At 59.3% G+C, this 25,542-nt stretch carries 26 protein-coding genes; 11 read left to right on the forward strand and 15 right to left on the reverse strand.

Going from position 1 to position 25,542, the window contains the following annotated elements; genetic code table 11:
- Positions 1-39 precede the first annotated feature (39 nt).
- A complete protein-coding gene (locus INS80_RS13840; RefSeq protein ID WP_192966195.1) occupies positions 40-1,086 on the reverse strand; it encodes a hypothetical protein in 1,047 nt (348 codons plus the stop codon).
- Positions 1,087-1,319: 233 nt separating this feature from the next.
- Between INS80_RS13840 and INS80_RS13845 the strand changes: the two genes are divergently transcribed.
- Together INS80_RS13845 and INS80_RS13850 are read left to right on the forward strand one after the other, a co-directional pair.
- Complete coding sequence (locus INS80_RS13845; RefSeq protein ID WP_192967284.1) at positions 1,320-2,153, forward strand: thymidylate synthase; 834 nt, start codon at positions 1,320-1,322, stop codon at positions 2,151-2,153.
- A 16-nt stretch (positions 2,154-2,169) separates the two neighbouring features.
- Positions 2,170-2,646, forward strand: a complete 477-nt coding sequence (locus tag INS80_RS13850) for a dihydrofolate reductase (RefSeq protein WP_192966196.1) — start codon at positions 2,170-2,172, stop codon at positions 2,644-2,646.
- Positions 2,647-2,846: 200 nt separating this feature from the next.
- Here the strand turns inward: INS80_RS13850 and INS80_RS13855 are convergent, their stop codons facing one another.
- Positions 2,847-3,053, reverse strand: a complete 207-nt coding sequence (locus tag INS80_RS13855; protein WP_192966197.1) for a cold-shock protein — start codon at positions 3,051-3,053, stop codon at positions 2,847-2,849.
- A 217-nt stretch (positions 3,054-3,270) separates the two neighbouring features.
- Between INS80_RS13855 and INS80_RS13860 the strand changes: the two genes are divergently transcribed.
- Complete coding sequence (locus INS80_RS13860; RefSeq protein ID WP_192966198.1) at positions 3,271-3,588, forward strand: arsenate reductase family protein; 318 nt, start codon at positions 3,271-3,273, stop codon at positions 3,586-3,588.
- A gap of 61 nt (positions 3,589-3,649) precedes the next feature.
- On the opposite strand, the gene INS80_RS13865 is transcribed toward INS80_RS13860, so the two are convergent.
- The 5 genes from INS80_RS13865 to thrS form a co-directional block, all read right to left on the reverse strand.
- Positions 3,650-4,216, reverse strand: a complete 567-nt coding sequence (locus INS80_RS13865; protein WP_192966199.1) for a DoxX family protein — start codon at positions 4,214-4,216, stop codon at positions 3,650-3,652.
- Positions 4,217-4,227: 11 nt separating this feature from the next.
- Complete coding sequence (locus tag INS80_RS13870) at positions 4,228-4,977, reverse strand: HvfC/BufC N-terminal domain-containing protein (protein WP_192966200.1); 750 nt, start codon at positions 4,975-4,977, stop codon at positions 4,228-4,230.
- A complete protein-coding gene (bufB, locus tag INS80_RS13875; RefSeq protein WP_192966201.1) occupies positions 4,974-5,861 on the reverse strand; it encodes an MNIO family bufferin maturase in 888 nt (295 codons plus the stop codon). The genes INS80_RS13870 and bufB overlap by 4 nt, the downstream gene beginning before the upstream one ends.
- A gap of 76 nt (positions 5,862-5,937) precedes the next feature.
- Complete coding sequence (locus INS80_RS13880; RefSeq protein WP_192966202.1) at positions 5,938-6,243, reverse strand: BufA1 family periplasmic bufferin-type metallophore; 306 nt, start codon at positions 6,241-6,243, stop codon at positions 5,938-5,940.
- 235 nt (positions 6,244-6,478) lie between these two features.
- A complete protein-coding gene (gene thrS / locus INS80_RS13885; RefSeq protein WP_192966203.1) occupies positions 6,479-8,425 on the reverse strand; it encodes a threonine--tRNA ligase in 1,947 nt (648 codons plus the stop codon).
- A gap of 113 nt (positions 8,426-8,538) precedes the next feature.
- Between thrS and INS80_RS13890 the strand changes: the two genes are divergently transcribed.
- The 5 genes from INS80_RS13890 to INS80_RS13910 all read left to right on the forward strand — a co-directional run bounded on the left by INS80_RS13890 (position 8,539) and on the right by INS80_RS13910 (position 12,919).
- Positions 8,539-9,774, forward strand: a complete 1,236-nt coding sequence (locus INS80_RS13890) for an MFS transporter (protein ID WP_192966204.1) — start codon at positions 8,539-8,541, stop codon at positions 9,772-9,774.
- Between the two features lie 102 nt (positions 9,775-9,876).
- Entirely contained in the window at positions 9,877-10,626 is a 750-nt protein-coding gene (locus tag INS80_RS13895) for an alpha/beta hydrolase family protein (RefSeq protein ID WP_192966205.1), read from the forward strand.
- Entirely contained in the window at positions 10,626-11,615 is a 990-nt protein-coding gene (locus tag INS80_RS13900; RefSeq protein WP_192966206.1) for an alpha/beta hydrolase, read from the forward strand. The genes INS80_RS13895 and INS80_RS13900 overlap by 1 nt, the downstream gene beginning before the upstream one ends.
- Entirely contained in the window at positions 11,615-12,052 is a 438-nt protein-coding gene (locus INS80_RS13905; RefSeq protein ID WP_192966207.1) for a VOC family protein, read from the forward strand. The genes INS80_RS13900 and INS80_RS13905 overlap by 1 nt, the downstream gene beginning before the upstream one ends.
- A gap of 108 nt (positions 12,053-12,160) precedes the next feature.
- On the forward strand, positions 12,161-12,919 hold the full coding sequence (locus INS80_RS13910) for an alpha/beta fold hydrolase (protein ID WP_192966208.1): 759 nt from the start codon (positions 12,161-12,163) through the stop codon (positions 12,917-12,919).
- Here the strand turns inward: INS80_RS13910 and INS80_RS13915 are convergent.
- Both INS80_RS13915 and phaZ read right to left on the reverse strand, forming a co-directional pair.
- Positions 12,916-13,506: a DUF6151 family protein gene (locus INS80_RS13915; RefSeq protein WP_192966209.1), complete on the reverse strand. Its 591-nt coding sequence runs from the start codon at positions 13,504-13,506 to the stop codon at positions 12,916-12,918. The two genes, INS80_RS13910 and INS80_RS13915, sit on opposite strands and share 4 nt — an antisense overlap.
- A gap of 4 nt (positions 13,507-13,510) precedes the next feature.
- Positions 13,511-14,791 carry a polyhydroxyalkanoate depolymerase gene (phaZ, locus tag INS80_RS13920; RefSeq protein WP_192966210.1) on the reverse strand — a complete coding sequence of 427 codons (1,281 nt, stop codon included), beginning with the start codon at positions 14,789-14,791 and terminating at the stop codon, positions 13,511-13,513.
- A 148-nt stretch (positions 14,792-14,939) separates the two neighbouring features.
- Between phaZ and INS80_RS13925 the strand changes: the two genes are divergently transcribed.
- The gene (locus INS80_RS13925) at positions 14,940-16,742 is read left to right on the forward strand and encodes a PHA/PHB synthase family protein (RefSeq protein WP_192966211.1); all 1,803 of its coding nucleotides are present in this window, start codon (positions 14,940-14,942) and stop codon (positions 16,740-16,742) included.
- A gap of 134 nt (positions 16,743-16,876) precedes the next feature.
- On the forward strand, positions 16,877-17,320 hold the full coding sequence (locus INS80_RS13930) for a phasin family protein (protein WP_192966212.1): 444 nt from the start codon (positions 16,877-16,879) through the stop codon (positions 17,318-17,320).
- A 120-nt stretch (positions 17,321-17,440) separates the two neighbouring features.
- Here INS80_RS13930 and INS80_RS13935 read toward each other — a convergent pair whose 3' ends face one another.
- Positions 17,441-18,310 carry an NAD-dependent epimerase/dehydratase family protein gene (locus INS80_RS13935; RefSeq protein WP_192966213.1) on the reverse strand — a complete coding sequence of 290 codons (870 nt, stop codon included), beginning with the start codon at positions 18,308-18,310 and terminating at the stop codon, positions 17,441-17,443.
- A gap of 189 nt (positions 18,311-18,499) precedes the next feature.
- On the opposite strand from INS80_RS13935, the gene phaR reads away from it, so the two are divergent.
- Complete coding sequence (gene phaR / locus INS80_RS13940) at positions 18,500-19,069, forward strand: polyhydroxyalkanoate synthesis repressor PhaR (RefSeq protein WP_192966214.1); 570 nt, start codon at positions 18,500-18,502, stop codon at positions 19,067-19,069.
- A gap of 228 nt (positions 19,070-19,297) precedes the next feature.
- On the opposite strand, the gene INS80_RS13945 is transcribed toward phaR, so the two are convergent.
- The 5 genes from INS80_RS13945 to INS80_RS13965 all read right to left on the reverse strand — a co-directional run bounded on the left by INS80_RS13945 (position 19,298) and on the right by INS80_RS13965 (position 25,471).
- Positions 19,298-20,506, reverse strand: a complete 1,209-nt coding sequence (locus tag INS80_RS13945; RefSeq protein ID WP_192966215.1) for a DegT/DnrJ/EryC1/StrS family aminotransferase — start codon at positions 20,504-20,506, stop codon at positions 19,298-19,300.
- Positions 20,507-20,659: 153 nt separating this feature from the next.
- The gene (locus tag INS80_RS13950; protein ID WP_192966216.1) at positions 20,660-21,970 is read right to left on the reverse strand and encodes an NAD(P)/FAD-dependent oxidoreductase; all 1,311 of its coding nucleotides are present in this window, start codon (positions 21,968-21,970) and stop codon (positions 20,660-20,662) included.
- An 86-nt stretch (positions 21,971-22,056) separates the two neighbouring features.
- On the reverse strand, positions 22,057-23,415 hold the full coding sequence (locus tag INS80_RS13955; RefSeq protein ID WP_192966217.1) for a glutamine synthetase family protein: 1,359 nt from the start codon (positions 23,413-23,415) through the stop codon (positions 22,057-22,059).
- Entirely contained in the window at positions 23,415-24,095 is a 681-nt protein-coding gene (locus INS80_RS13960; protein ID WP_192966218.1) for a type 1 glutamine amidotransferase, read from the reverse strand. Before INS80_RS13960 ends, INS80_RS13955 begins: the two co-directional genes overlap by 1 nt.
- Positions 24,096-24,151: 56 nt before the next feature.
- Positions 24,152-25,471: a glutamine synthetase family protein gene (locus INS80_RS13965; RefSeq protein ID WP_192966219.1), complete on the reverse strand. Its 1,320-nt coding sequence runs from the start codon at positions 25,469-25,471 to the stop codon at positions 24,152-24,154.
- Positions 25,472-25,542: the final 71 nt, after the last annotated feature.

Below are 25,542 nucleotides of genomic sequence, written 5' to 3' on the forward strand. Positions count from 1 at the left end.
CCCGGTTTGCCTTTTGTCCTATGCGCTTGGCGCGCTGCATTAGGGAACGTTGTTGTAGACGATGAAGCCACCGGTTTCACGCACGGTGCTGGCTACTGGATCGATCGTATTCTCCAGCACAACAACGCCGACGATCTCTTCCGCGTTGTCGCCGGAAACGATGGCATAGTAATTGCCGGACTCATAGACCTGCGATTCGCCATTGGCATCGGTATACCTGCTTGTAAGCGTGCCGATGATTTCACCGTTGTCGTCCAGATTGCCAGGACCCACGTTGAAAGTAGCCACCGGAATGCTGGACAGGGTCAGATTGTTGTCAGTATTGATCCGGTTTATCACGTCGTTGGTGATGTCCGTCCCATTGGTATCGTAGATGGTGCGGTTCGTTAGAGAGCCTGATACCGCGTCGCCGCGCCCGCCTGTGGTTGGGTTGAAATCGTCAAAATCGATGGCAATCTGCACATCTGCGGTTGTGTATTCGATACCGCCAGCGCCATTGAAGTCACGAATCCCGGCAAGAGCGCCGTTATACTGGGCCTGCCCGGCAGAGGGCAGTGTCACGCCATTGTCGCGCTGGTAGATGAAGCCACCAAACCCGTAGTCGGCATAGGCGCCTGTGCGCACGATTGCGAACTGGGTGTTGCCAGAGGTGCTGACGCCATAGATGGCCCGGTGGGTGAACTGGTTGATCGGCTCGCTGTCGTTGATATCCGTATACTGTGCGTCCGCTTCGTATACGGCAAAGGGGCCAAGGCTGCTGACGGCCGTTCCGCGCGCGTAGGTGCCATCGCCGTCAAATGCCAGGTTATCTACAGAGAACGTGTCGTTGGTGCTGTTATAGCTGATATCTGTGGCATAGCCATTGCCGCGATAGGCTTCCTCGGTGCTGGTGCCTTCACGCCGAAAGATGGCGACGGTTGCAGAAGGAGAAGCCGTACCCGGCGGGCGGCCGTCGCCGTCGATGCCTGATCCGGTATCCGTGCCGGTATCTGCACCTGTATCGGTGGTCTCTTCGGTAAAAGGATTGCCGTTGCCGCACGCCGACAGCGCAAGCGCCGCAATGAATGCGCCTGTAATCTTGTTCATGATGTGACTGCCTCTGCTCGAAACTCTGGGCGTTTTTTGTTTAGAATTCGCCCCAGTTGTCAAAATGTCAACGGATTTGGGTCTTGCCGTGAAGATTGCATTCCGGGGCTGGCCGGAATGCAATAGTTGTCTGGCGCCAGGAAGGGCGCGAAGGCTTGGCGGGACCGTCGGGAGCGGATAAGACCAATGGCGAAACAGCCCGCCGCGCGGGCAGCAGCCAGGGAGAGGCTATCGTGCAGCAGTACCATGACGCATTGCGCCACATTCTGGAGAACGGGGTGCGCAGCAGTGACCGCACCGGGACGGGGACGCTGTCCTGTTTCGGCATGCAGGCGCGGTATTCGCTGGCGGATGGATTCCCACTGGTGACCACGAAAAGGCTGCATCTGCGGTCGATCGTGCATGAGCTTTTGTGGTTCCTGTCGGGTGATACCAACATCAAGTATCTCAAGGAAAACGGTGTTTCTATCTGGGACGAATGGGCCGATGAGAATGGCGATCTCGGTCCCGTCTATGGTTATCAGTGGCGCCGCTTTCCAAAGCTTGAGCTCGCGCCGGGCACGACAGGGGATGAGCCGCTGTACCGCGCGGGCAGCGTCGATCAGATTGCAGAGCTTGTCCGTATGATCGAAACCTCACCTGACAGTCGCCGTCTGATCGTGTCTGCCTGGAACCCTGGCGACGTACCAGACATGGCTTTGCCGCCCTGCCACACCCTGTGGCAAGTGCGCATTCTGGGCGGCAAGCTGCATCTGCAGCTCTACCAGCGCTCGGCCGATATGTTCCTTGGCGTGCCATTCAACATCGCTTCATACGCGCTGCTGCAGGCCATGCTGGCCCATGTAACGGGCTACGAGGTCGGAGATTTTGTACACACCATGGGGGATGCCCACATCTATGCGAACCATATGGAGCAGGTGAACGAGCAACTGTCGCGCACGCCCAAGGCCCTGCCAACCTTGCGGATCAAGCGCGATGTCGCTTCGATTTTCGACTTCCGGTACGACGACTTTGAATTCATCGGCTATGACCCCGATCCTGCCATTAAGGCGCCGGTCGCCGTCTGACCGCACAGGAGCAGCGATGATTACTTTGATTGCGGCCCGCGCCCATGGCGGAGCCATCGGCAAGGACAACACGATCCCCTGGCACGCACCGGAGGATCTCAAGTCGTTTCAACGCGAAACGCTCGGCGGCGCCATCATCATGGGCCGCCTGACCTGGGATAGCTTGCCGGTCAAGCCATTGAAAAACAGACTAAACATAGTTGTGTCTTCGAGGCGAGACGTGGCCGATACTGTTTGCGCCTCTGTCGAAGAGGCGGTCAGCCTCGCCTACGCGCAAGGATACAGGCGCGTCTATGGCATTGGGGGCGCAGGGATCTATCAGGCCATGATGGCGCGGGCAGACCGGTTGCTGATCACCGAGGTCGACCTGGAAGTTGCGGGCGCGGACACGTTTTTCCCAGAGTTCAGCGAGCGAGAGTGGAAAAGTCTCGGCCAAACAGCTCTGCGCGCCGCAGAGCCAGCATGCACCCTAATCGAGTATCTGCGCAGATAGCTCAGCAACTGCTGTGACGCAGTGGTGCATTGAGGATGTTCGATCACTCTCAGCCAACCCCATGGGGTTGGAGGTCTCTCAACACGTGAAGAGGCGCAAGTTGCTGTTTGCCGGACCCGACTGTGACGTGCGGATGTGAATGCCGCGCCGTCTGACCGGTGCGAGGTCGCCTGTACCTGTTAGAAAAGCTCTGCAGCGAGTCAGAGCTCCACGAGTTCTCCGGCCATTTCGCGGCCATCGCGGCCTTCGGTGAGCTGATAGCCAACCTTCATGTTGTCGGCGAGGCCCTTCAGGCCAGACCGCTCAACCTGAGAAATATGAACAAAGACGTCTTTGCCGCCGGTGTCGGGTTCGATAAAGCCGTAACCCTTTGTGGTGTTGAACCATTTCACGGTGCCACTTGGCATTTCCCGTGTCTCCTTCTACCTTAAAGTCTCCCCCGAAAATGACGGGGCACTCATCTGCGCCTGACCTACGCATCAATGGCGCGGTGTAAGGCAACACACCACGCATTAACAAAGGTTAAGCAATGTTAACTCTTGCATGAACAGAGTGAAAATCAAGGATCTGATGCGAATTCTACCGTAAATTGCGAGAATCAGCCCGAGAGGAGGGACGCACACTATGCAGCTTTATGGACTGAAGGCCTGTGACACATGCCGTAAGGCCCTAAAACAATTGCCTGAGGCGCAGCTTGTGGATGTACGTGTTGACGGCGTGCCGACAGAGGTTCTAGAGCGTGCGCTCTCTGACTTTGGTGACAAGCTGGTCAATACGCGGTCCACAACCTGGCGTGGACTGAGCGAAGAGGAACGAGCCACACCTGTGCTTGAACTGCTGCACACTCATCCGGTTTTGATGAAGCGTCCTTTGATTGAAAAGGATGGCCAGTTGTTCCTTGGTTGGGACAAAAGCGTTCAGGCTGCGCTTGGAGTTTCCTGAAGAGACTTGGAAAAATAGCCCTCTGGTCTGTGCGCCAGAGGGCCGGTACCGGCAGATGGCTTCAGGCCGGGGCGTGTACGGGCTGCCTGTTGCGCAGCAGGGCATCGACGGACAGGGCACCTGCGCCTTTTGCCACCAGAAGGCTCAAAAGAAAGACCCAGAACAGACGCTGATCAAGGATCACCCCATCGGGAAAGCGGTCAAACCACGCCCCGAGCGTCTTGAGGTCGGTGCCGTTGTGGCCGTAGATATCCGTCAGCGATTGCACCACGACAAAGCCGATCATGCCAAGGGCGGCCAGGCGTGTGAAAAGCCCGATAACCAACAGCAGTGGCAGAATGAACTCTGCCCAGGTGCCCGCGACCACCACCAACCAGTGATAGACGCCGAACTGGGATACGTCATAGCCGACCGCCTCAAGCTGTTTGGGGAAGATCTGCGAGTAGGCCCCGATCGAGGGCGAGAAAAGCCCAAGAAAACCTTCGCCCAGTTTGGTCAGGCCTGAAACCCAGAAGTACATCAGCAGGGTTGCGGCAAAGACAAAGCGCGCGGCTATTGGCAATATCCAGTTCCCCGCGGTCTCAATCGTCTCGAAGACCGCGTTGTGAAGCGAAACAAGGGTACGCATAGGGATTTCCTTTATGTCATGAGGTCGGTCAGACCGCCCTCCTCAATCAGTAGGGCAAGCGGTGCGGATAAGTCGAAATCGGGTGTGACGTTGAGGGCGGCGTCATAGGCGTCGCCGACGCTCTGCCCCTCCATGAGCGCCGAGATCCAGTCAGCAGATCCAGGGGGGAGCACATGTGGAACCGGATCGAATTCAGGGCGCGTCACCAGCACGTCCTGCGCGCTTGATTGGGGTTTGGGTGCGCCCGGCTTGGTGGCATAGCGCCATATGTCAAAAAGTGGCCATTCGGATCGGACCAGTTTAACCGATGGCGCGAGCACAAACCGCGCGGCCATCACGTCGTATGGCGAAAGGTTGGACAGACGTTCTGCGGCAAGGGCAGGGGCGTCCGCTGCATGATAGGATCGTCGCAGAGCCAACTCCAGCCGGGCGACATCTGGTAGATATGCGATGTGCGACAGTTGCTTCATGTCGGCCAGGAACGCGGGAAATTCGGCGCCGAAATGCATCATCAGCGGAGAGGCTGGCGGGTGCTGCCGCAGATAGATGCCTGCCAGCCCATCCATATTCTCCTTGCCAACAAGGCTGGCAACGGCCGGAAACCCCTCGTGCAGGGCTTCGGTCAAAGAGGCAGCAACGTTGTTGCGATAGACCGCGAACCGGCGCCCTGCGGGTCGCCCCGCCGCATCTTGCAGGCCTTCGGGTATCCGGGCCTCCGGCGCCAGCAGCGCACGGGTGAAGTCTGCTTGTGTCAGGCTCATGGCGCCACCGGGGCAGGAGCGACTTTCGCAAGTGCAGTGTCTGCCCGCGCCGCCTCATCCCGCAGGACAGGCCACTCGGGAACATCGGTGTCCCATTCGATCAGCACAGGTTTACGCCCGGATTGGCGCAGAGTGTAGTCCAGCAGCGACCAGACCGGATCCACCACTTCGCGGCCATGACTGTCGATCAAAAGTGGCGCGCCGTGGTCATCCTCATCCTCGTCATGGCCGCCAAGATGGATCTCTCCGACCTTGTCCAGTGCGAAGGCGTCGATATACCCGGTCGGTGAAAAGCCAAGGTTGGTGGCGGAGACAAAGACGTTGTTCACATCCAGAAGCAACCCGCAGCCGGTGCGACGGCTGATTTCAGCGAGGAACTCCGGTTCGGACCAGTCGCTTTCTGCAAAGGCGAGATAGCTTGACGGGTTCTCCAGCAGCATGGGTCTGGCGATGGTGTCTTGCAGTTGCTCGATGTGGTCGCATACGCGCGCCAGCGTGCCATCGGTGTAGGGCAGGGGCAGCAGGTCATTGAGGAAATGGCTGTCGTGGGTGGACCAGGCCAGATGTTCGGAAAAGCTTGCAGGGTTCAGCCAGCCGATCAGCTTTTTGAGGCGGGCAAGGTGATCCTTGTCCAGCTGCCCTTCACCTCCGATGGAAAGGCCCACGCCGTGCACGGAGATGGCAAAGCGCTCGGAAAGGTGGCGCAGTTGTGCGAGGGGGCGACCGCCATCGCCCATGTAGTTTTCCGCATGGATTTCGAGCCAGCGCACCGGACCTGGGCCGTCGGCCGACTCCGTGGGGCGTATCAGGGCTTCGAAATGCTGCGGCTTGTAGCCAACGCCGGGGGTGGCAGGCAGCCGGTCAAATCTGGTGCTGTCCAACATGGCGTGTCCTGACGTGTGATCTAATCAAGGCAGAGAAAGTTCGAAGGGGGACGAGGCCCCCTTCGGACGTGTGGGCTTACGCGGGCAGATCACGCTCCAGCGGATCAAGCGAGCCCTTGCGTTCGGTGCCATCGGCCATTGCGGGCAGCTCGATATCAAGGCAGGTGCCCGCGTCCACTAGGGTCCAGGCGTTGCCTTGATAATCAACGACCGAAGAGCCTGCGCAAGTGGTGCCGGGGCCGGCTGCGCAGTCGTTCTTGCCAGCCAGCGAAACGCCATAGCATTTCTCTTTGCTCTGAGCGGCGGCGGGCATGGTGGTAGCTGCCGTCAGGGCGGCTGCAACGGCGCTGGCGACGGCAAGGGATTTGGTGTGCTTTGACATGAAAGTGTCCTCCTCGAAAACGTTGGGTGGGATCTACGTGATCCGCTTTGGGTGCAAAATCACTCTAGACGAGCTTTGATGGGCTTTGAATTCACGAGCCTGTGCCTCACGCGTGCGTCAGACATCGTGACAGTCAGGGTTCATGCAAAGGCCAGTATTTCAAGGGGAATTGCCGCATAAACGAAAACCGGCCCCCAAAAGGGAGCCGGAAAAATCTGCCTGATAGGAGGAATTGTTACAACAGATCCGGCGGGGTTGCTTCGCGCGAAAGGGCGTTTGTTACATCCGCAAGGCTTTCCACTTTGGTCTGTTTTTCGCCAAGGCGGCGCACGGAAACGGTGCGTTCTTCCACCTCGCGGTGCCCCACGGCCAAGATCACCGGAACCTTGCCGACTGAGTGTTCGCGGACCTTGTAGTTGATCTTCTCGTTGCGGATATCCGCCTCGGCGCGCACGCCCGCATCGCGCAGGGTCTGCACGACTTCATTGACGTAATCGTCCGCCTCCGAGGTGATGGAGGCGACAACAACCTGACGCGGCGCCAGCCAGAAGGGCAGCTTGCCCGCGTGCTCTTCGATCAGGATGCCGATGAAGCGTTCGAAGGATCCCAGTGTTGCCCGGTGCAGCATGAAGGGACGGTGCTTGTTGCCGTCCTGCCCGATATAGGTCGCATCAAGCCGTTCCGGCAGGTTGGGGTCCACCTGCAGGGTGCCGCACTGCCAGTTCCGCCCGATGGCGTCGGTCAGGGTGAACTCAAGCTTGGGACCATAAAAGGCGCCTTCGCCTTCGAGGATTTCATAGTCATAGCCCGCAGCCTTGCAGGCATCCCCCAGCGCCTTTTCCACAAAATCCCAGCTTTCATCAGATCCAATCCGCTTTTCCGGACGTGTCGACAGCTTGATGGTCCAGTCGTGGAAGCCAAGGTCGGCGTAGATCTTCGACAGGAATTCGATGAACCGCGCGGTTTCGCTTTCGATCTGATCTTCGGTGCAGAAGATATGGCCATCGTCCTGAGTAAAGCCCCGCACCCGCATGATGCCGTGCAAGGCGCCCGAGGGTTCATAGCGCGCGCAAGAGCCGAACTCGGCCATGCGCAGGGGCAGGTCGCGGTAGGATTTGAGACCCTGATTGAACACCTGCACATGGCAGGGGCAGTTCATTGGCTTGAGCGCATTCACGGCCTTTTCGCGGGCGTGTTCTTCGTCCACTTCGACGATGAACATGTTTTCCTGGTATTTGTCCCAGTGGCCGGAGGCCTCCCATAGCTTGCGATCCACCACCTGCGGCGTGTTTACTTCGACATAGCCGCCGCGTTCCTGCTGGCGGCGCATGTAGTCCTGCAGGGTGGTGTAGACTTTCCAGCCATTGGGGTGCCAGAACACCTGACCGGGGGCCTCTTCCTGCATGTGGAAAAGGTTCATCTCGCGGCCCAGCTTGCGGTGGTCGCGCTTGGCGGCTTCCTCCAGCATGTGCAGGTGAGCCTTCAGCTTTTCCTTGCCGGTGAAGGCAACGCCATAGATCCGCTGCAGCATCTGGCGCGAGCTGTCACCGCGCCAATAGGCGCCCGCGATGGACATCAGCTTGAAGGAATCGCCCGGCACCTGGCCTGTGTGCTGCAGGTGCGGACCCCGGCACAGATCCTGCCAATGGCCGTGCCAATACATGCGCAGCGGCTCGTCACCCGGAATGGCGTCGATCAGCTCCACCTTGTAAGGTTCGTTATTGGCCTCATAGAATTTCACCGCACGTTCCCGGTCCCAGACCTCGGTGGTCACGGGCTCGCGCTTGTTGATGATTTCCTTCATCTTCTTTTCGATCGCGCCAAGATCCTCGGGAGTAAAGGGCTCTGCGCGGTCAAAGTCGTAGTACCAGCCGTTCTCAATCACCGGGCCGATGGTGACCTTGGTATCGGGCCAGATCTCCTGTACGGCGCGGGCCATTATATGGGCAAGGTCATGGCGGATCAGCTCGTTCGCCTGGTCTTCGTCCTTCATGGTGTGAAGGGCAATGGAGGCATCCGCATTGATCGGCCATTGCAGATCCCAGTGCTGTCCATCGACGGTGGCGGAAATCGCCTTTTTGGCCAGCGAGGTGGAAATATCGGCAGCCACCTGAGCAGGTGTGACGCCAGCTTCATAGCTGCGCGCATTGCCATCGGGAAGGGTGAGAGAAATCTGGGCCATATTGGCAGCTCCTCGTCGGTTTGGCGCCCACTGAACGCCCGGTTGCGGGTTGAAATGTCTGCGCTATGTGGAACGGGATGGAAAATGTGTCAAGCAAAGAGCGGAACAAGCTGATGGAAAAACGTGCTTTTCAGACCCTGACAGGAGCTGAGAAGGCGCCATCCGCCAGCGAAGCCCGCAATGGTCTGCGTCATTTGCTGAGCCTCAGCATGACAAAGGTCGCGGATGGGCTGATTGATCCCAAACTCGTACTCAGCTGGCTGCTGACCGTTTTGGGCGCCCCGGCTGTGCTGATTGGTGCGCTGGTCCCGATCCGTGAAGCGGGGGCCTTGCTGCCGCAAGTGTTTCTGGCGCCGCGGGTGTCAGGCCTGCCCCAAAGAAAGTGGGTCTGGGCGGCTGGGTCAGCAGTGCAGGGCTTGGCTGCGGCAGGGATTTGCCTTGTCGCCCTGCGGTTTTCTGGTTGGACGGCGGGCGTCATGATCTGCGCCTTGGTGGCGCTGCTTGCTGTGGCGCGTTCGGCCTGTTCGGTGTCCTACAAGGACATCCTGGGAAAAACCGTCGGCAAGAACCGACGCGGTGCGGTGACCGGTGCGGCTGCCTCGGTCGCGGCCATCGGCGTTTTGATCTTTGCGGGCACCCTGATGTTTGGCGGCGGACGCAGTCAGCCTATCGTTCTCATAGCGGTGGCCCTGGCCGCTATTTTGTGGATGGTCGCGGCTGCAATCTTCACATCCATAGAGGAAGACAGCAGTGACCCCTCTGCGGAAACGCGCGCGGTCGATCTGTCGATCCTGAGGCGTAACCCCAACTTGGCACGCTTCGTTGCGGTGCGAGGGCTTTTGGTATCGTTGGCATTGGCACCGCCGTATCTCGTGATCCTGAGCGGTCAGGACGGGCAGTTTGGCCAGCTCGGCGCCTTGGTCCTTGCGTCGGCTTTTGCCTCCCTTGTCAGCTCCTGGATATGGGGACGGGCGGCTGATAAATCATCCCGGCAGGTTCTGATGCGCTCTGGCCTCATGGGCGCCTTTGCGATGCCGAGCGCGGTTGCGCTGTCTGCGGCGGGATTCGCACAAGGCGTCTGGTCGATGCCTTTGGTGCTGCTTTCGGTGATGATCGCCTACTACGGCGTACGCCAGGGACGGTCAACCTACCTTGTTGATATTGCACCTGAGGCTGAGCGGGCCAATTGGACAGCGGTCGCAAACACTGTGATCGGGGTATTACTGCTTGCTGTTGGGGCTTTGGGGGGGGTGTTGTCCTTCCTTGGTCCCGAAGCGGTGCTTGTACTGTTTGGAGCTTTGTCGCTTGTCGCTGCCGTTCTGGCCCACGGCCTGACCGAGGCAGAGTAAGACGCTCCGGTCTTTACCTTGGCGGGCCATTTGAGGCAGGGTGCAGCCAAACGGCAAAAAAAGCGCTGCAGCGCTATCCTAGAGACAAGGGCAGGATACGATATGGGCCAAACACAGTATCTGGAATGCGCGAACGGACGACGGATTGCCTACCACGTAACGGAGGGACCGGGCCCCGCAATTGTTTTCCTCGGCGGCCTGAAGTCTGACATGGAAGGCACCAAGGCCGTGCATCTGGAGGCCTGGGCCAAGGCGCAGGGGCGCGCTTTCCTGCGGTTTGACTATTCCGGCCACGGCGAAAGCTCCGGTACCTTTGAGGAGGGTTGCATCGGCGATTGGCAGGAGGACACGTTGGCCGCTGTTGACGCGCTGACAGAAGGTCCGATCCTTCCCGTCGGCTCTTCCATGGGGGGCTGGCAGGCTCTGCTTCTGGCAAAGGCCCGGCCCGAACGGATTGCCGGTATGGTCACGATCGCCGCTGCGCCGGATTTCACCGAGGACGGCTACTGGGCCAGTTTCTCCGAAGCTCAAAAGGCTGAGCTTGAGGCGCAAGGATATGTGGAACTGCCAAGCGACTACATGGAACCCTACCGGATCTCCAAGCGCATGATCGAAGATGGGCGCCAGCGTCTGGTTCTGCGCGCGCCGCTGTCCTTGCCGTTCCCAGTGCGCTGCCTGCAAGGCACCGCTGATACGGCTGTTTCGACCGAAACCGCTCTTAGGCTGCTCGATCATGCGGATTGCGTGGATATGCGTTTGACCTTGGTCAAGGATGCTGACCACAGGTTCTCTGACGCTGCCTGCCTGCGCCTCATCGAAGAGGCGCTGCAGGAGGTTTTGGGGATGTCCTGATGCGGCAGCTCCTGACGGGGCTGGGGCGGTCCATTCTTGGGCTTGGTGCCATCGGAGCGGGCCTTTGGGCCTTTGGTCCGAATGAGCCTGTGGATTTAAGGGCCTCTTTTGATGTGCGCCGTTTTGGAAAAGGTGTAGGCAACTATTTCGAAACTGTCGAAAGCGCCTATTCCGACATAACGCCGGGCACGGAAAAGCGCATCGTCTGGGCTGGGCAATCGGAAACGCGAACCAAGGTTTCGGTCCTTTATTTGCACGGGTTTTCAGCCACGTCCGAGGAAATCCGCCCCGTTCCCGACCGCGTCGCGCAGGCTCTGGGCGCAAACCTTGTCTTCACGCGGCTCGCAGGTCACGGGCGGCCCGGGGCAGCCATGGCCGAAGTTACGGTGCAGGATTGGATGCAGGATCTGGCCGAAGCCCTGGCTGCGGCGCGGGCGGTCGGCGATCGTGTGGTGGTTATTGCGACCTCGACCGGGGCGACCCTGATGACGGCGGCCGCCCTTGATGACGACCTGTCGCGCGATGTGGCCGCTTTGGTCCTGGTATCTCCGAATTACGGGGTTAATCATCCGATGGCGCCTCTGCTGACTTGGCCGGCTGCCAGGGTCTGGCTGCCCCTCATTGCAGGCAAAGAGCGGTCCTTCCCGGTCCGTAGTGCGGACCACGAGAGATACTGGACCACGTCCTACCCCTCGGTCGCAGTCCTGCCCATGGCGGCGCTGGTCAAGGCGGTGATGCGGCTCAAGGTCGAAGAGGTCCGCCTCCCGGCCTTGTTCTGGTTCTCAAAGCACGACAAGGTGGTGCGCCCGGATCTGACGGCAGATGTTGCGGCACGCTGGGGTGGGCAAACGCACATTGTCAATCGCAACCCCGGCCCTGAGGACGACCCTTACGCGCATGTTATGGCGGGCGATGTCATGTCCCCGGGACAGACGGATGTTGCCGTGGAAGATATTTTGAAATGGCTAAGGCAATTGGAGATCCAGTGATGGAACAGCGGGTAAGCCTGATCACTCTTGGCGTGCCGGACATGGAGCGGTCCGCAGCCTTTTACGAGGCTTTGGGCTGGCAACGCGCCCAAAGTCCAGATGGTGTTATCGCCTTTGACCTGATTTCGCAGACACTCGGGCTTTATCCGCTTGAAAAACTGGCCGAGGATATTGGTCTGCCGCCGGACGAGCTGGGGACCGGTGCCATGACACTAAGTCATAACACCCGCTCGCCGGAGGAGGTGGACGCCTTGCTAACCGCGGCAGAGGCCGCGGGCGCGGAGATCCTGCGTCCTGCAGGCGATGTGTTCTGGGGCGGCTACATTGGCTATTTCCGCGCGCCGGATGGTCATGTCTGGGAAATCGCTCACAATCCGTTCTCCCCGCTTGCGGAGAACGGTGCCTTCCGCTGGAATGGCTTTCCGGTACCGTCCTGAGATCAATCTCCTTGCGCTTCCTGACGACTCTCCTCACTGTTTCAGGCATAGGGCGACTCGCCGCTGAGTTGCGGGGCAGCAGGCTGCATATTAGACGGGGCATTTCAGATGGAATTTTCAAAAGCGGTTGAAACTCATGGGAACTTTGGAGCCGAGCCGCTGGTCCTCCTTCCCGGCATGATGTGCGATGCCAGGATCTTTACCCCCCAGATTGAAGCCTTGTCGGCACATGTGCCAATCACGGTTGCCCCACTCCTGGGCGGAGATCGGATCGAGGCAATTGCCGCGCATATTCTGAACATGTTGCCGGAACGTTTCGCCTTGGCCGGGCTGTCGATGGGCGGCATCATTGCGATGGAGATCCTGCGCCGTGCTCCGGGTCGCGTGTCGCGGCTGTGTCTCATGGCGACGACGCCTTTGGCAGAAACACCGGCGCAGGCCGCCGAGCGGGAACCACTGATCATTGGTGCGCGGACCGGTCGCTTGGGTGAGATGCTGGAAAAGGCGCTCCCTGCAGAATGCCTCGCGCCGGGCGCAGGACGCGCCGAAATTCTGAACAAGGTGCAACAGATGGGGCAGGCCTTTGGAAGCGATGTCTTCGTGAACCAGAACCGCGCCCTACAGCGGCGCATGGATCAGCAGGCGGCGGCGCGCCGTTGTCATGTCCCAGCCCTGATCCTGTGCGGCGAATTTGATCGTCTGACCCCCGTAAAACGCCACGAGCTTTTGGCCAGCCTGATCCCGCAGGCCACTTTTGAGGTCATCTCGGGCGCTGGCCACCTGCCGTCGCTTGAACAGCCAGAGCTCGTTACACGCGCCATGATGTCCTGGCTTGCGGCTCCTGCCGAACAGCAGCACCCTTCTTAGGATTTTGTGACTGCGTCCCGCTCTGCCTTGCTGAGCACCAGAGGCTCGCTCACCGGACGGCCCGTGGCGATGTCAAAGAACGGGGTTTCCTTCCACCGCCCTGACAGGCGCGCAGCCATCATCCGTGTGAACAGCGCATAGACCATGGGTAAGGCCCCTTTGGTTCTTGGCGGTTTTCCGGGGCGGGACATGAAGGCACTTGTGGTGACCTTGCCAAAGATCTCGGGGTTTTCGAACAGGTTGGTGCGCATCCCGGCAAAAGGCAGACCCGGTTTCATCAGTGTGTTGGCAAATGGCATGCCGCAGCAGCCCGCATACCAGCGAAACAGCCCCTTGGGGCTTAGTCGCAAGAGTTTGAGATGTTCGGCGCCCTTGGTGATGTGGATGGTATCCGGAGAGAGCTGGAACAGGTCAACCGGGCCCGGCGCCGGATCAGGGCGGTTGTGGTAGATCTCATTGGCGCGGCAATCGGCGCAGTAGCAGGCCACGTGCGTGCCCGTCTTCAGCGCCTCAGGGGCAATGTGCCCATGCAACGACCCGCAGCTGCAGGAAAACCGGCAGGCGGATGGGTCAGGGGCCGCTGGCATGACTTCAGACCGCGGCGATCTTGGGCTTGGTCCGCTTTGACTTGGGCGCGCTGGCTCGGCTGTTGGCATTCATAAAATCGATGACCAGCGGGCGGATGTTGTTTCGCCAGCTGCGGCCGGCAAAGATACCATAGTGACCTGCACCGGGCTCTACATGGCTGGCCTTTTTGGACTCCGGCAGACCGGTGCACAGATCCAGAGCGGCGATACACTGACCGGGGGCCGAAATGTCGTCATTGGCGCCCTCTACCGTTTTCACGGCCACATCGGTGATCTTGCCGATATCCACCTTGTGGCCATCCACGATGAATTCGTTCTTGGCAATCTCGCCATTTTTGAAGATGCGCTCGACCGTTGAGAGATAAAACTCGGCCGTCATATCCATAACGGCGAGATACTCATCGTAGAACCGGTTGTGCGCGTCATGGTCTGAGGCCTCGCCGCGGCTGACCTTCAGGATCTGGTCCATGAACGCCTTGGAGTGACGGTCCATGTTCATCGACATGAAGGAGGACAGCTGCAAAAGGCCGGGATAGACCTTGCGCCCGACGCCTGCATATTTGAAGCCGACGCGCTGGATCATGGTTTCTTCCAGCTGGCCCATGGTAACGCGGCGGCCGAAGTCGGTTACTTCGGTCGGGGTGGCGTCAGGGTCAACGGGACCGCCGATAAGCGTCAGGGAAGAGGGCTGCGCATCGGGATCCTGTTCAGCAAGGTACGCCGTGGCCGCCAATGTCAGCGGCGCAGGCTGGCAAACAGCGATCACATGGGTTTCAGGCCCCAGCTCACGCATGAAGTCCACCAAGTACAGCGTGTAGTCTTCGATGTCGAACTTGCCAGCGGACACCGGAATGTCGCGGGCATTGTGCCAGTCTGTGACGTAGACCTCGCAGTTCTCAACAAGGCTCTTCACGGTGGAGCGCAAAAGCGTCGCGTAGTGGCCAGACATAGGGGCTACCAAAAGAACCTTTCGCGGCTGAACCTCGCGCCCAACGACGCGGAAGTGGATCAAATCGCCGAAGGGTTTTTCCACCACGGTGTCGATTTCGACCGTGTGATCCTTGCCATCTTCGCAGGTGAAGGTGCCGATACCCCAGTCTGGGCGGGCCACCATACGCTGAAAAGTGCGCTCTGTCACTTCGCCCCAGGCGGCCAGCCAACTGAGCGCGGGGTTCGGGATCGCAGAGAACGCCGGATAGGATGCCATCGACAATGCGGTCGCCCCCAGCCATTGATTCATGTTCCGGGTAGTTTCCATAAGGTCGTAGGACATCATATAGCGCATGATTGGCTCCTTTTCGGTGTCCGCCCTGCAACCTGTTGCATAAATTATAGGCGGTTGGCGCGCAGAGATTCGAACATCCTGTCACTTTACCGTAGACTATAACGGTAAGAATTCTGCACAGCAGAAAGAGTAGGGGGGAATCCTTAAGATGACAACAAGCGACGTGCTGGAAGCTGAAACTTCGCCTGAACACCTTGAGAGGCTTAAGGAAAATCTGGAGAAAGTGGAGCAGCTCTCTAAGCGTCTGGTTGAGGTGATGGCTACAAAGAAGCCTCATCATCCGGGATTAGACGCTCCGAATCACGAACTGTTCGCACGTGCAGCAACCTCATACTGGGCCTCGATGCTGGAAAACCCAGCCAAACTTCTGGAACATCAGATCGAGTATTGGGGAAAATCCGTGCTGAATTTCGCCGAGGCTCAGCAGGTGCTTGCCGGGCATGCAGGAGAAGATGAAGAGGACGCTTCAAGGGATCGCCGTTTCTCGAACCCGATGTGGGAAAAGAATCCATATTTCAAGTTTATCAAGCAGCAGTACCTGACGAATGCGGAGGCCATTCGGGATGCTGTAGAGGAGGCGGGCGATCTCAACCCGGTCGACAAGCAGCGACTGACCTATTTTGCCGATCAGATCATCCACATGATGGCGCCTACGAATTTCCTGCCAACCAATCCTGACGCGCTGGAACGCGCGCTGGAGACCGAGGGGCAGTCGCTTATTCAGGGGCTGGAAAACCTCGTGGCCGATCTTGAGGCCAATGATGGGGAACTGGTCGTGCGACTGGCCGATGACACGGCCTTCGAGATCGGGCGCAACCTTGCCACAACCCCCGGTGAGGTCGTCTATCGCAACCGCATGATGGAGTTGATCCAGTACCGACCGACCACGGATACGGTCCATGAAACACCGATCGTTCTATTCCCGCCGTGGATCAACAAATTCTACATCCTTGATTTGAAGGCACAGAACAGCCTGATCAAATGGGTAACGGAACAGGGCTATACGCTGTTTGTAGTGTCCTGGGTCAATCCGGATGCTTCTTATTCCGAAGTGGGGCTTGAGGATTACATCGAAGAGGGTTTTTTGACCGCCATTGATGAGGTCAAGAAGATGTGCCAGGTGAAGCAGGTCAACGCGGTCGGCTATTGCATTGCTGGCACCACGCTGAGCCTGACGTTGTCGCTGATGAAACAGCGCGGCGACAAATCGGTGAAATCGGCGACCTTCTTCACTGCGTTGACAGATTTCGGCGATCAGGGCGAATTCACACCCTTTTTGCAGAATGATTTCGTCGATGCCATTGAAGAGCAGATTGGCGACGATGGAATGCTGCCCTCCTACATCATGGCGCGGACCTTCTCGTTCCTGCGGGCCAACGACCTGGTCTACGGGCCTGCCATCCGCAGCTACATGATGGGGGAGACGCCCCCCGCGTTTGATCTGCTGTACTGGAACGGAGATGGCGCCAACCTGCCTGGCAAGATGGCGATCCAGTATTTGCGCGGCCTGTGCCAGAGCAATGATTTTGTGAATGATGGGTTCGAAATCCTCGGCCACAAGCTGCATGTGCGGGATGTGGATGTACCTTTGATGGCGGTGACCTGCGAGACGGATCACATCGCCCGCTGGAAGGATTGTTATCGCGGCGTGCAGCAGATGGGATCGCGCAGTAAGACGTTCATCGTTTCACAATCGGGTCATATCGCGGGCATCGTGAACCCACCCTCGCGCAACAAGTACGGGCATTACACCAATGATGATCTGAAGGGCGATGCGGAAGCCTGGATGGAGGGGGCCAAGTTCAATGAAGGCTCCTGGTGGCCCCGTTGGGAGGCTTGGCTCAAAAAACGTTCCGGCAAGCAGGTTCCGGCCCGCGAACCCGGCGATTCGCAGCATCCACCCCTGGCTGCGGCGCCGGGGGACTATGTGCGCAAGGTTGCAAGATCTTGAAAATAAAGCCTTTGCGGAAAATTTCTGCAACGCAGCAAGAAATTTCTTGAAATGCTGCGATGCAGAAAGCATATTGGTTGCAGACAAGGGCAGGCGGGGTTGTCCCGGCTCCTGCAGCGAAAGGAACCAGTACAATGGCTAAGACCCAAGATTTTACCGCGATGATGAAAGACATGATGGGCGCATTCCCCATGGACACCAAAGCCATGGAAGACGCATTCAAGAACTCTGCGGCTCTGAACGAGAAGCTGGCAGCAGTTGCGCTGGGCGCAGCTGAGCAGTCTGCGGATATCTCCACCAAGTGGACCAAAGACACCCTGTCCAAACTGGGCGCGATGTCCAAAGTTCAGTCCGAGCCTGCCGATTACGCCAAGGCCGCGACCGATTTCGCTAGTGCCTCTGCCGAAGTTGCCGCTGAAAACATGGCTGCCTTCGCTGAGATTGCAAAGAAAGCTCAAACCGAAACCGTTGAGCTGCTGATGGCGGCTGGCAAGGACATGAGCGAAGAAGCGACCGCTGCGGTCAAAAAGGCCACCGAAGAGGTGACCACCGCTGCCAAAAAAGCGGCCGCGAAATAAGAACGTCCACATGAAGGCACCCGCTCTCCTCCCAATCGGTGCCGGAATGTGAAGAAAGGGCAGGCCACGCGGGGCCTGCCCTTTTTGCGTTCCAAGGGGAGGGTCCCCCGTAGTGCGGCGCTAGAAGGCTGAAGACCGAAAGCAGGTGTGCTTTGGCTGCCAGTCGCTCAGGCTCTGGATCTTCTCGGCGCTGATCTGTTGGTCCATTGTCGGTCCCTCGGCCCACGCCCCGTATTTGCACAGGACATATTTCAGCGTGCGCACCACGTAGCCAGACGTATGGTCAGATCTGCGTGCGACTTCGGCGATGATCTCGGAAACGGGCACACCGGTTTGCCCGCAGACATTAAACTCTCCAATGAGCTCAGGGCGCTCCAGCAGAGTGAGATAAGCCCGTGCCAGATCGTCCCGGTGGACAAGGGGCCAGCGTGTTCGCAGGCTGCCCCAAACCTCAATCGGCTCACCAGCTTTGGCCGCGGCTAGGTAGCGGGCGAAGGCGCCGCCTTCCTCATGATAAACAAGAGCCGGATGTACGACGGCCGCGGAAACTCCGGGTGCTTGCAGAACGCTGGCTCCCTGTTCCAGCATCCATTTAAAGCTCTGAAGCGGGCGTTTTGTCGATGTCTCATCAGCAGTTTTCGCACCCGTCACACCGTACAGCCAACAGCCGCCTGTGTAGAGAAAGCGCAGCGGTGAAGTGCGCCCTGCGGCGTGGCTCAGAATTTCCATGACCACCTTTCGGTCCGTTTCCGCCATGTCGGCTTCGAAAGTCGCCGCGGCGTGGATGACCGCATCCATTTTAGCAAGGGCAGCAGACCATTCCCGGGGGTGTCGCAGGTCACCGGCGAGAGGCTCGGCTCCCAGCGCCCTGATCTTTTCCTCGCTTGCGAAAGAACGAGCAAGGCCGATGGCGGTATGCCCATTCCGCACCAACTCCCGGGTGATTGCGGTTCCGATCGACCCGGTTGCGCCCAAAATCAATACGCGCATGCGCTTTTCCTCTATCCTACCCAGTGCGAGGAGGACTGTGTAAAAGTTCAAGTATGCTTTAGGTCAAGGGCTATTGGTGGCTCGTTGATAGGCTGGTGCCTGACAAAAGCTAAGCACGCGCGAGGCTTTTCTTTTGTTCTGCGCTCGCATAGGGTTTTCTGCAGTGCATCATGTCTGGGGAGGTATGACATGGCGGAACAGGACAAGCCCCTGTTGATAAAACGCTACGCAAGTCGGCGCCTGTACAACACCGAAACCAGTGATTACGTGACACTGGAAGATATTGCCGGGTTCATCCGGGATGGCCGCGAGGTTCAGATCGTTGATTTGAAGACAGGCGATGATCTAACGCGTCAGTACCTGTTGCAGATCATCGCCGAGCACGAAAGCCGTGGTGAGAATGTTCTGCCCGTGAACGTGCTCAACGATCTTGTGCGCAGCTACATGGTGCCGGGGGGCGGTGTGATGCCGCAATTCCTGCAGGCCTCGTTCGATATGTTGCGCGACAGCCAGTCAAAGATGATGGAGAATATGAACGCCATGAACCCGATGGCGAGTATTCCCGGCTTTGAGGCGATGAAGGCGCAGCAGGAAGCTTTCCTCAAGGCAATGACCGGTGGGTTGTCCGGCAGTTGGACTGGCGGATCCAGCGGTCCTGAGCCGGACAACGGGGCGGCCGATGACGGCGAGCAAGAAGATCTGGATGCGATAAAGCGCCAGCTGAGCGAGCTTCAGGACAAGCTGTCCAAGATCAAGTAATCACGCAATGTGATTGTGACCTGGCGCTCACCGCGCAAAGAAACCCGGCAGTGCCGGGTTTTTTGTATCTTATGCGGTGCGTGAAGCGAGGTATCGGCGCCCGCCCGATCCCCGAAACAGCCCCTGTGGGTTGCCTGGGATCCGTCGGGCAGGGTGCCGTCCATTCGCGCGGCGCGACCACGCCATTTTGTGGCCTGTTTTGCTGCCTATACGTCGGCAGGCTTTGGGTCAGGCTGCGGCCCTGTCCATCGTTTCGCTGACAGCTGCGAGTAGGATTTCACAGATCACATCCAGCTCTGCTTTGGTCAGGCGCACCGGCAAGCGCACATCGCAGGCCTTCATCAGCATTGCGCGGGTCTGGGGCAATTCGGGCAGATCAGAGAGGAACTGCCAGTTCCAGAACGCGCGGGCATTGTCCGTGGACAGGCCAAAGACCTGAACCTTGACGCCTTTTTCCGCGGCGGAGGTGGCGAAGGCTTTGATCTCTTCCTCGCTCATGCCAACCAGATTGAACTGGATCGAATCCGGGGCACGCCGTTCAGGTGCAAGCGGGGCAGGCACATCGAAATATGGGGAGGCATTCAGGCGGTCCGCCACGTAATCGTGGTTCTTCAGCCCGTCCCGCACCCGGCGCGCCAGTTCCGGTAGCTGCGGGCGGATCACAGCGGCGGAAAGATTGCTCATCCGGAGGTTATAGAGCGGCAGCTGATTCTGCCATTTGGCAAAGGCCTCGGCCAGATCCGGAGTGTTCTCACCGCGCGGGCCTTTGTGCTTTTGCCAGTTGTGTTCATAGGCACCGGACATGATCACTGCGCGCGCCACGAGATCCGCATCATTGGTGACAAGGATACCACCTTCGCCTGCGTTTATCATCTTGTAGGACTGGAAGGAGAAGCAGCCGACGCGACCAATGGTGCCGATGTTTTCGCCGTTCCAGGTCGTGCCAAGCGAATGGGCGGCGTCCTCGATCACGGGGATGCCGCGTGCGTCACACAAGGCCATGATTGCATCCATATCGGAGGTATGACCGCGCATGTGGCTGATGATGACAGCAGAGATATCCTGATCTATCCGTGCCTCGAAGTCCGCCATGTCGATGCGGTAGTTTTCACCCACCTCGCACAGAACTGGCACACAGTCGGCATGAACGACCGAGGATGGGACGGCCGCGAAAGTGAAACCGGGGATCAATACGCGGGCGTCGCGGGGCAGGCCGAGCGCCTTCAAGGACAGAAACAGAGCTGCAGAACAGGACGACACCGCAAGCGCATATTTGCAGCCGATCAGATCCGCGAATTCCTGCTCCAGCAGGGCAACCGGTGCATCCTGAGGCGCCGTGTAGCGGAAGAGGTCGCCCGATTGCATCAGGGCTTCTATCGCCTCGCGCGCGGCTGCGGGGATCGGTTCGGCGTCGTGAACGTTGGGGGGCAGCGTCATATTTCAATTTCCCAAATTTACCATTTCAATATTCTAAAACAACGATCGCACAAAGCCAAGTTGAATGCGCTGACTGCGACGTCAACGCTCCAAAATTTCACAGAACTGTTGTGTTTCCGATAGGGCCAGCGCTCTTGCGCGCCGGAACGGGCCTCAGAAGCCGAGCCGATCCCGCAGGGCGAACCAAGTCATGGCCAACACCAAAAGCGGGGAGCGCATCCGCGGCCCACCTGGGAAAGCAGGGGCGGGAACGCGGGACAGGGTATCAAAGCCCTCCGCCTGACCTTTGATTGCCCGTGCCATCAGCTGACCTGCATGTGTTGCGGTGCCAACGCCATGACCTGAGTATCCCGAGGCGGACAAGGTATTCGCAGACAGCCGCGCCAGATAGGGCATTCGCTTCATGGTGATCCCGAGCGTGCCGCCCCAGGCATAGTCAACGCGCACATCCCGCAGATGGGGGAAAATCTGATGCATCGGCTTACGGACCACGGCCTCAATATCGGCGGGGAAACGGTAACCGTAGCTTTCGCCGCCGCCGAACAGCAGCCGCTTGTCGTGACTGAGGCGGAAATAATTGACTACGAATTTGCTGTCGGCCACAGCCACATCGCGGGTCAGAACTTCGGCGGCGCGGTCCCCCAGCGGCTCGGTCGCGACGATGAAGTTGTTGATCGGCATCACGCGGGCGGCGACCTTGCGGTTGAGCCCACCAAGGTAGCCGTTGCAGGCTAGGATCAGGTGGTCCGCCGTGACGGTCCCCGTCGCTGTGCGGACCTTGATCTCGGCGCCTTCGGTAATTTCAAGCGCCTCTGTTTGCTCGTGGATTTTGGCGCCGAGCTGATGCGCGGCGCGGGCCAGGCCCAGGGCGTAGTTCAGCGGGTGCAGATGCGCGGCGCCGTGGTCCAGGAAACCGCCCTGGTAGTCGGGCGACGGGCACATGGCGTGGCAGGCATCGCGATCCAGCACCTCTAGTTGATCGTAGCCATAACGATCCTGAAGGTGGTGGGCATAATCATGCAGATGGCTCACATCCCCGCGCGAAGACCCTGTCCAGGCGACACCGGGTTTCAGGTGGCAGTCGATGTCATGGCGCGTGATCAGGGATTTGACCAGATCCTTGGCCTCTTCGCCCAGCTGCCAGAGTTTTTGCGCCTCGGTTTCGCCCATGAGATCTTCGAGGTCTTCCTGATCCATCCGCTGGCCACTGCCGAGCTGGCCGCCATTTCGGCCCGAGGCCCCAAAGCCGACCCGGTGAGCATCCAGCAGGACCACCTCCATCCCCGCCTCGGCCAGATGCAGCGCGGCGGAAAGGCCGGTGTATCCTCCACCGACAATGCAGACGTCGGCGCGGGTGTCGCCTTGCAGCGCGGCGAAGGGGGCCGTTTCGGCTGCGGTCGCAGCATACCAGCTGGTGGGGTATTGACCCTTGCGGTCGTTGGTATAGAGCAGATTCAAGGCCATGGGGTCACCTCATGCAGACGGGGCGCGCCGAGAGATGCGGCGCGGGTGTTTGGGCATTTTGCCGCGCGGGCGGCTTGGGGCGAGGGTCAGACGTTCAGCAGCAGGTGCTCGCGCTCCCAAGGGGAGATGACCTGCAGGAATTCCTCGTATTCGGTGCGTTTGACGATGCCATAAACGCGGGCAAACTCGGTGCCGAGCACTTCGTGCAGCTTGGTTGCTTCGTCGAAGAGATCCAAAGCCTGTCCCATGACCTGGGGAATGTCGCCTTCGCCTTCATAGGCATCTCCCTTGAACTGGCGGCGGGGGCGTTCCTCTTCGATCAGGCCGAGGTATCCGCAGGCCAGGGACACGGCGATGCCCAGATAGGGATTGCAGTCCATCCCGGCCAGACGGTTCTCCACGCGGCGTGCAGAGGGGCCAGACAGTGGTACGCGGATGCCCGTGGTTCGGTTGTCACGGCCCCATTCCAGATTGATGGGCGCAGCGTGGTCTTTCACGTAGCGCCGGTAGGAGTTCACGTAAGGCGCCATCACTGCAATCCCGGCTGGCAGGTGGGTCTGAAGGCCCGCGATAAAGTGGTAAAAGGCGTCCGTTTCACCCCCTTGCGGACCGGAAAAGATGTTCTCGCCGGTTTCCATGTCGATGATGGAGTGATGGATATGCATGGCCGAACCGGGTTCATCCGCGATGGGCTTTGCCATGAAGGTGGCAAAACAATCGTGGCGTAAGGCTGCCTCGCGGATCAGGCGTTTGAAATAGAAGACCTCGTCCGCCAGTTTCACCGGATCGCCGTGACGCAGATTGATCTCAAGCTGTCCTGCGCCGCCTTCCTGGGTAATACCGTCGATCTCGAAACCTTGCGCCTCGGCAAAGTCGTAGATGTCGTCTATGACCGGGCCGAACTCATCGACTGCGGTCATAGAATAAGCCTGCCGTGCAGCCGCAGGACGGCCCGAGCGGCCCATCATCGGCTTGATCTCATGGGCGGGGTCCACGTTGCGGGCCACGAGGAAGAACTCCATCTCGGGGGCGACGACCGGCTCCCAGCCCTTGTCGCGATAGAGCTGCACCACACGCTTCAACACATTGCGCGGTGAGCAGGCCACAGGGTTGCCATCACGGTCAAAGGCGTCGTGGATCACCTGCAGCGTCCAGTCGCCCGTCCATGGGGCCGCCGTGGCGGTGGACATGTCGGGATAAAGCGTCATGTCCTTTTCGATGAAGCCGTCCTCATCGGCGGCTTCGCCCCAATCCCCGGTGATGGTCTGGTAAAAGATGCTGTCGGGCAGGTGGAAATAGTCCTGCTTGGCAAACTTGCTGGCCGGCACCGCCTTGCCCCGGGCGATGCCCGGCAGGTCCGAGATGATGCATTCAACCTCGTCAAGACGACGGCCCTCCAGATAGGATTTTGCGGCGTCAGGAAGGGCGTCGAGCCAGGCGGACATCAGGTTCTCTCTTTCTTGAAAAACTCGGTCAGGAAGTTTGCGATTTCAGGGTTATCTACGGGGGTTTTCAGATCTTTGGCGGCGCTGTCGAGGATAGGATCTGGCACCACGCCGCGACCGCGCTTCTCGATCAGCCCTTGGACAAAACCATTCGAAAACTCTGGGTGCGGCTGCACGGTCCAGATGTGGTCGCCATAGGCCAGGATACCGTTCTCGCAGAAATCATTGCCTGCCAGAACGCGGGCGCCTTCGGGGCGCTGGATCACCTGATCCTGATGCCAGGCGTTGAGGGTCAGCGCTTTGCCGCCTTGCTGGTATGTCACGTGACCCACGGCCCAGCCGCCCTCATACTTGGCGACGGTACCGCCAAGAGCCTGCGCGATGATTTGATGGCCAAAGCAAATCCCGGCCATGGGCTGTTTGCGCTCATCGATTTGACGGATCAGATCCTCAAGCGGGGGGATCCAGTCATGGGGCTCATAGGCGCCGTGTTTTGAGCCGGTGATCAGCCAGGCGTCTGCGTCTTCGGGCCCGTCCGGGAAGATACCATCGACCACCGCCCAGGTTTCAAAGTCAAACCCGTTCCCGCCCAAAAGGCTGCGGAACATTTCATCATAGTCGCCCGAGCTTTCGATGAGGTCTTCGGGGGCATGGCCGGTTTGCAGAATGCCGATTTTCATAGGTCACCAATTTGATCAAATTTACCGTAGCGGATGCGGAGCGCTCGGACAAGGGATCATACGGCCTCCAGCCAAGACAGCCAGTGGCCTTCCTTCGGGCGGGTTGCGAATTCGGCCAGTTCCTGCCGTTTTGTCATCACCAGGTTGCGGATTGCCATCTTTGGCAGGATCCGGGCAATCAGCGGATCGCTTTCGAACAGGTCAATCGCTTCGGCCCAGGTGGGGGCAAGCTGCGGCAGCCCCTCGATGTCATAGACATTGCCGCTGGAGGGGGCAGGGGGCTGCATCGCGTCCTCGATCCCGACAAGGGCCGCACCCAGAACGGTGGCCAGCATCAGGTAGGGGTTGATGTCGCCGCCCGCCGCGCGGTGCTCGATCCGCCGTGCTTTGGGGCTGCCGCCGGGAATGCGGATGGCGGCTGTGCGGTTCTCATAGGCCCAGGCGGCGCTTGTGGGCGCATGGGCGCCGGGAATGAGCCTGTCGTAGGAGTTGCCATGGGGCGCAAAGATCAGCGTGCTGGCGGGCATCGCCGCGATACATCCGGCAACGGCGTTCAGCAGCAGGTCAGATCCTTTTTCGGTGCCATCGTCAAAGACGTTGTCGCCCTCATCATCGACCACAGAAAAATGCACATGCATGCCATTGCCGGCCTCATCGGCATAGGGTTTCGCCATAAAGGTGGCGGCGAAGCCGTGCTTGCGCGCCAAACCCTTGACCAAGGCCTTGAACAGCCAGGCATCATCGGCGCAGCGCATGGCGTCCTGATGGTCGAGGTTGATCTCGAACTGGCCTAGTCCGGCTTCGGAAATGGCATCCTTTGCCGGTATACCCATCGCCTCGGCGCCCTCGTAGACATCTGAGAAAAAGGCATCGAAGGCGTCAAGCTCCGCCACTGACAAAACCGATTGCTGATCCAATTCACGCCCGGTGAGCGGATCGATGGGCGGCCCCGGCTGGGCGCCGCTGTCGTCGACAAGATTGAACTCCATTTCGGTGGCAGCGACCACATGCCAGCCGCGCGCGGCGTATCGGCCCAGAACCTCTGCCAGAACCTGTCGGGGGTCGCCAAGGAAGGGCGTGCCGTCCTCGAGCACCATGGTCATTGGAATAAGCGCCGAAGGCGTGCTGAGCCAGGGCATGGGAATCGCACCCCGGTCGGTTGGAAACAGAACGCCATCAGCATCGCCGGTCTCAAACACCAGCGGGCTGTCCTCGATATCACGGCCCCAGATATCCACGTTGAGCACGGAGACGGGCATGCGGGCGGTGCCGTCCTCCAAATTGCAGGCAAGACTCGCGGGCATACGCTTTCCGCGCATCTGCCCGTTCATGTCGCAGGCGGCAATGCGGACGGTTCTGAGGCCTGAGAGGTCCATGAGGGGCTCCATTGTTGGTGTTCATAGTTCTACCCGAGCCAATGAAAGACGCAATCAAAATTTGATCAAAA

Source organism: Phycobacter azelaicus (assembly GCF_014884385.1).
GTDB classification, from domain to species: domain Bacteria; phylum Pseudomonadota; class Alphaproteobacteria; order Rhodobacterales; family Rhodobacteraceae; genus Phycobacter; species Phycobacter azelaicus.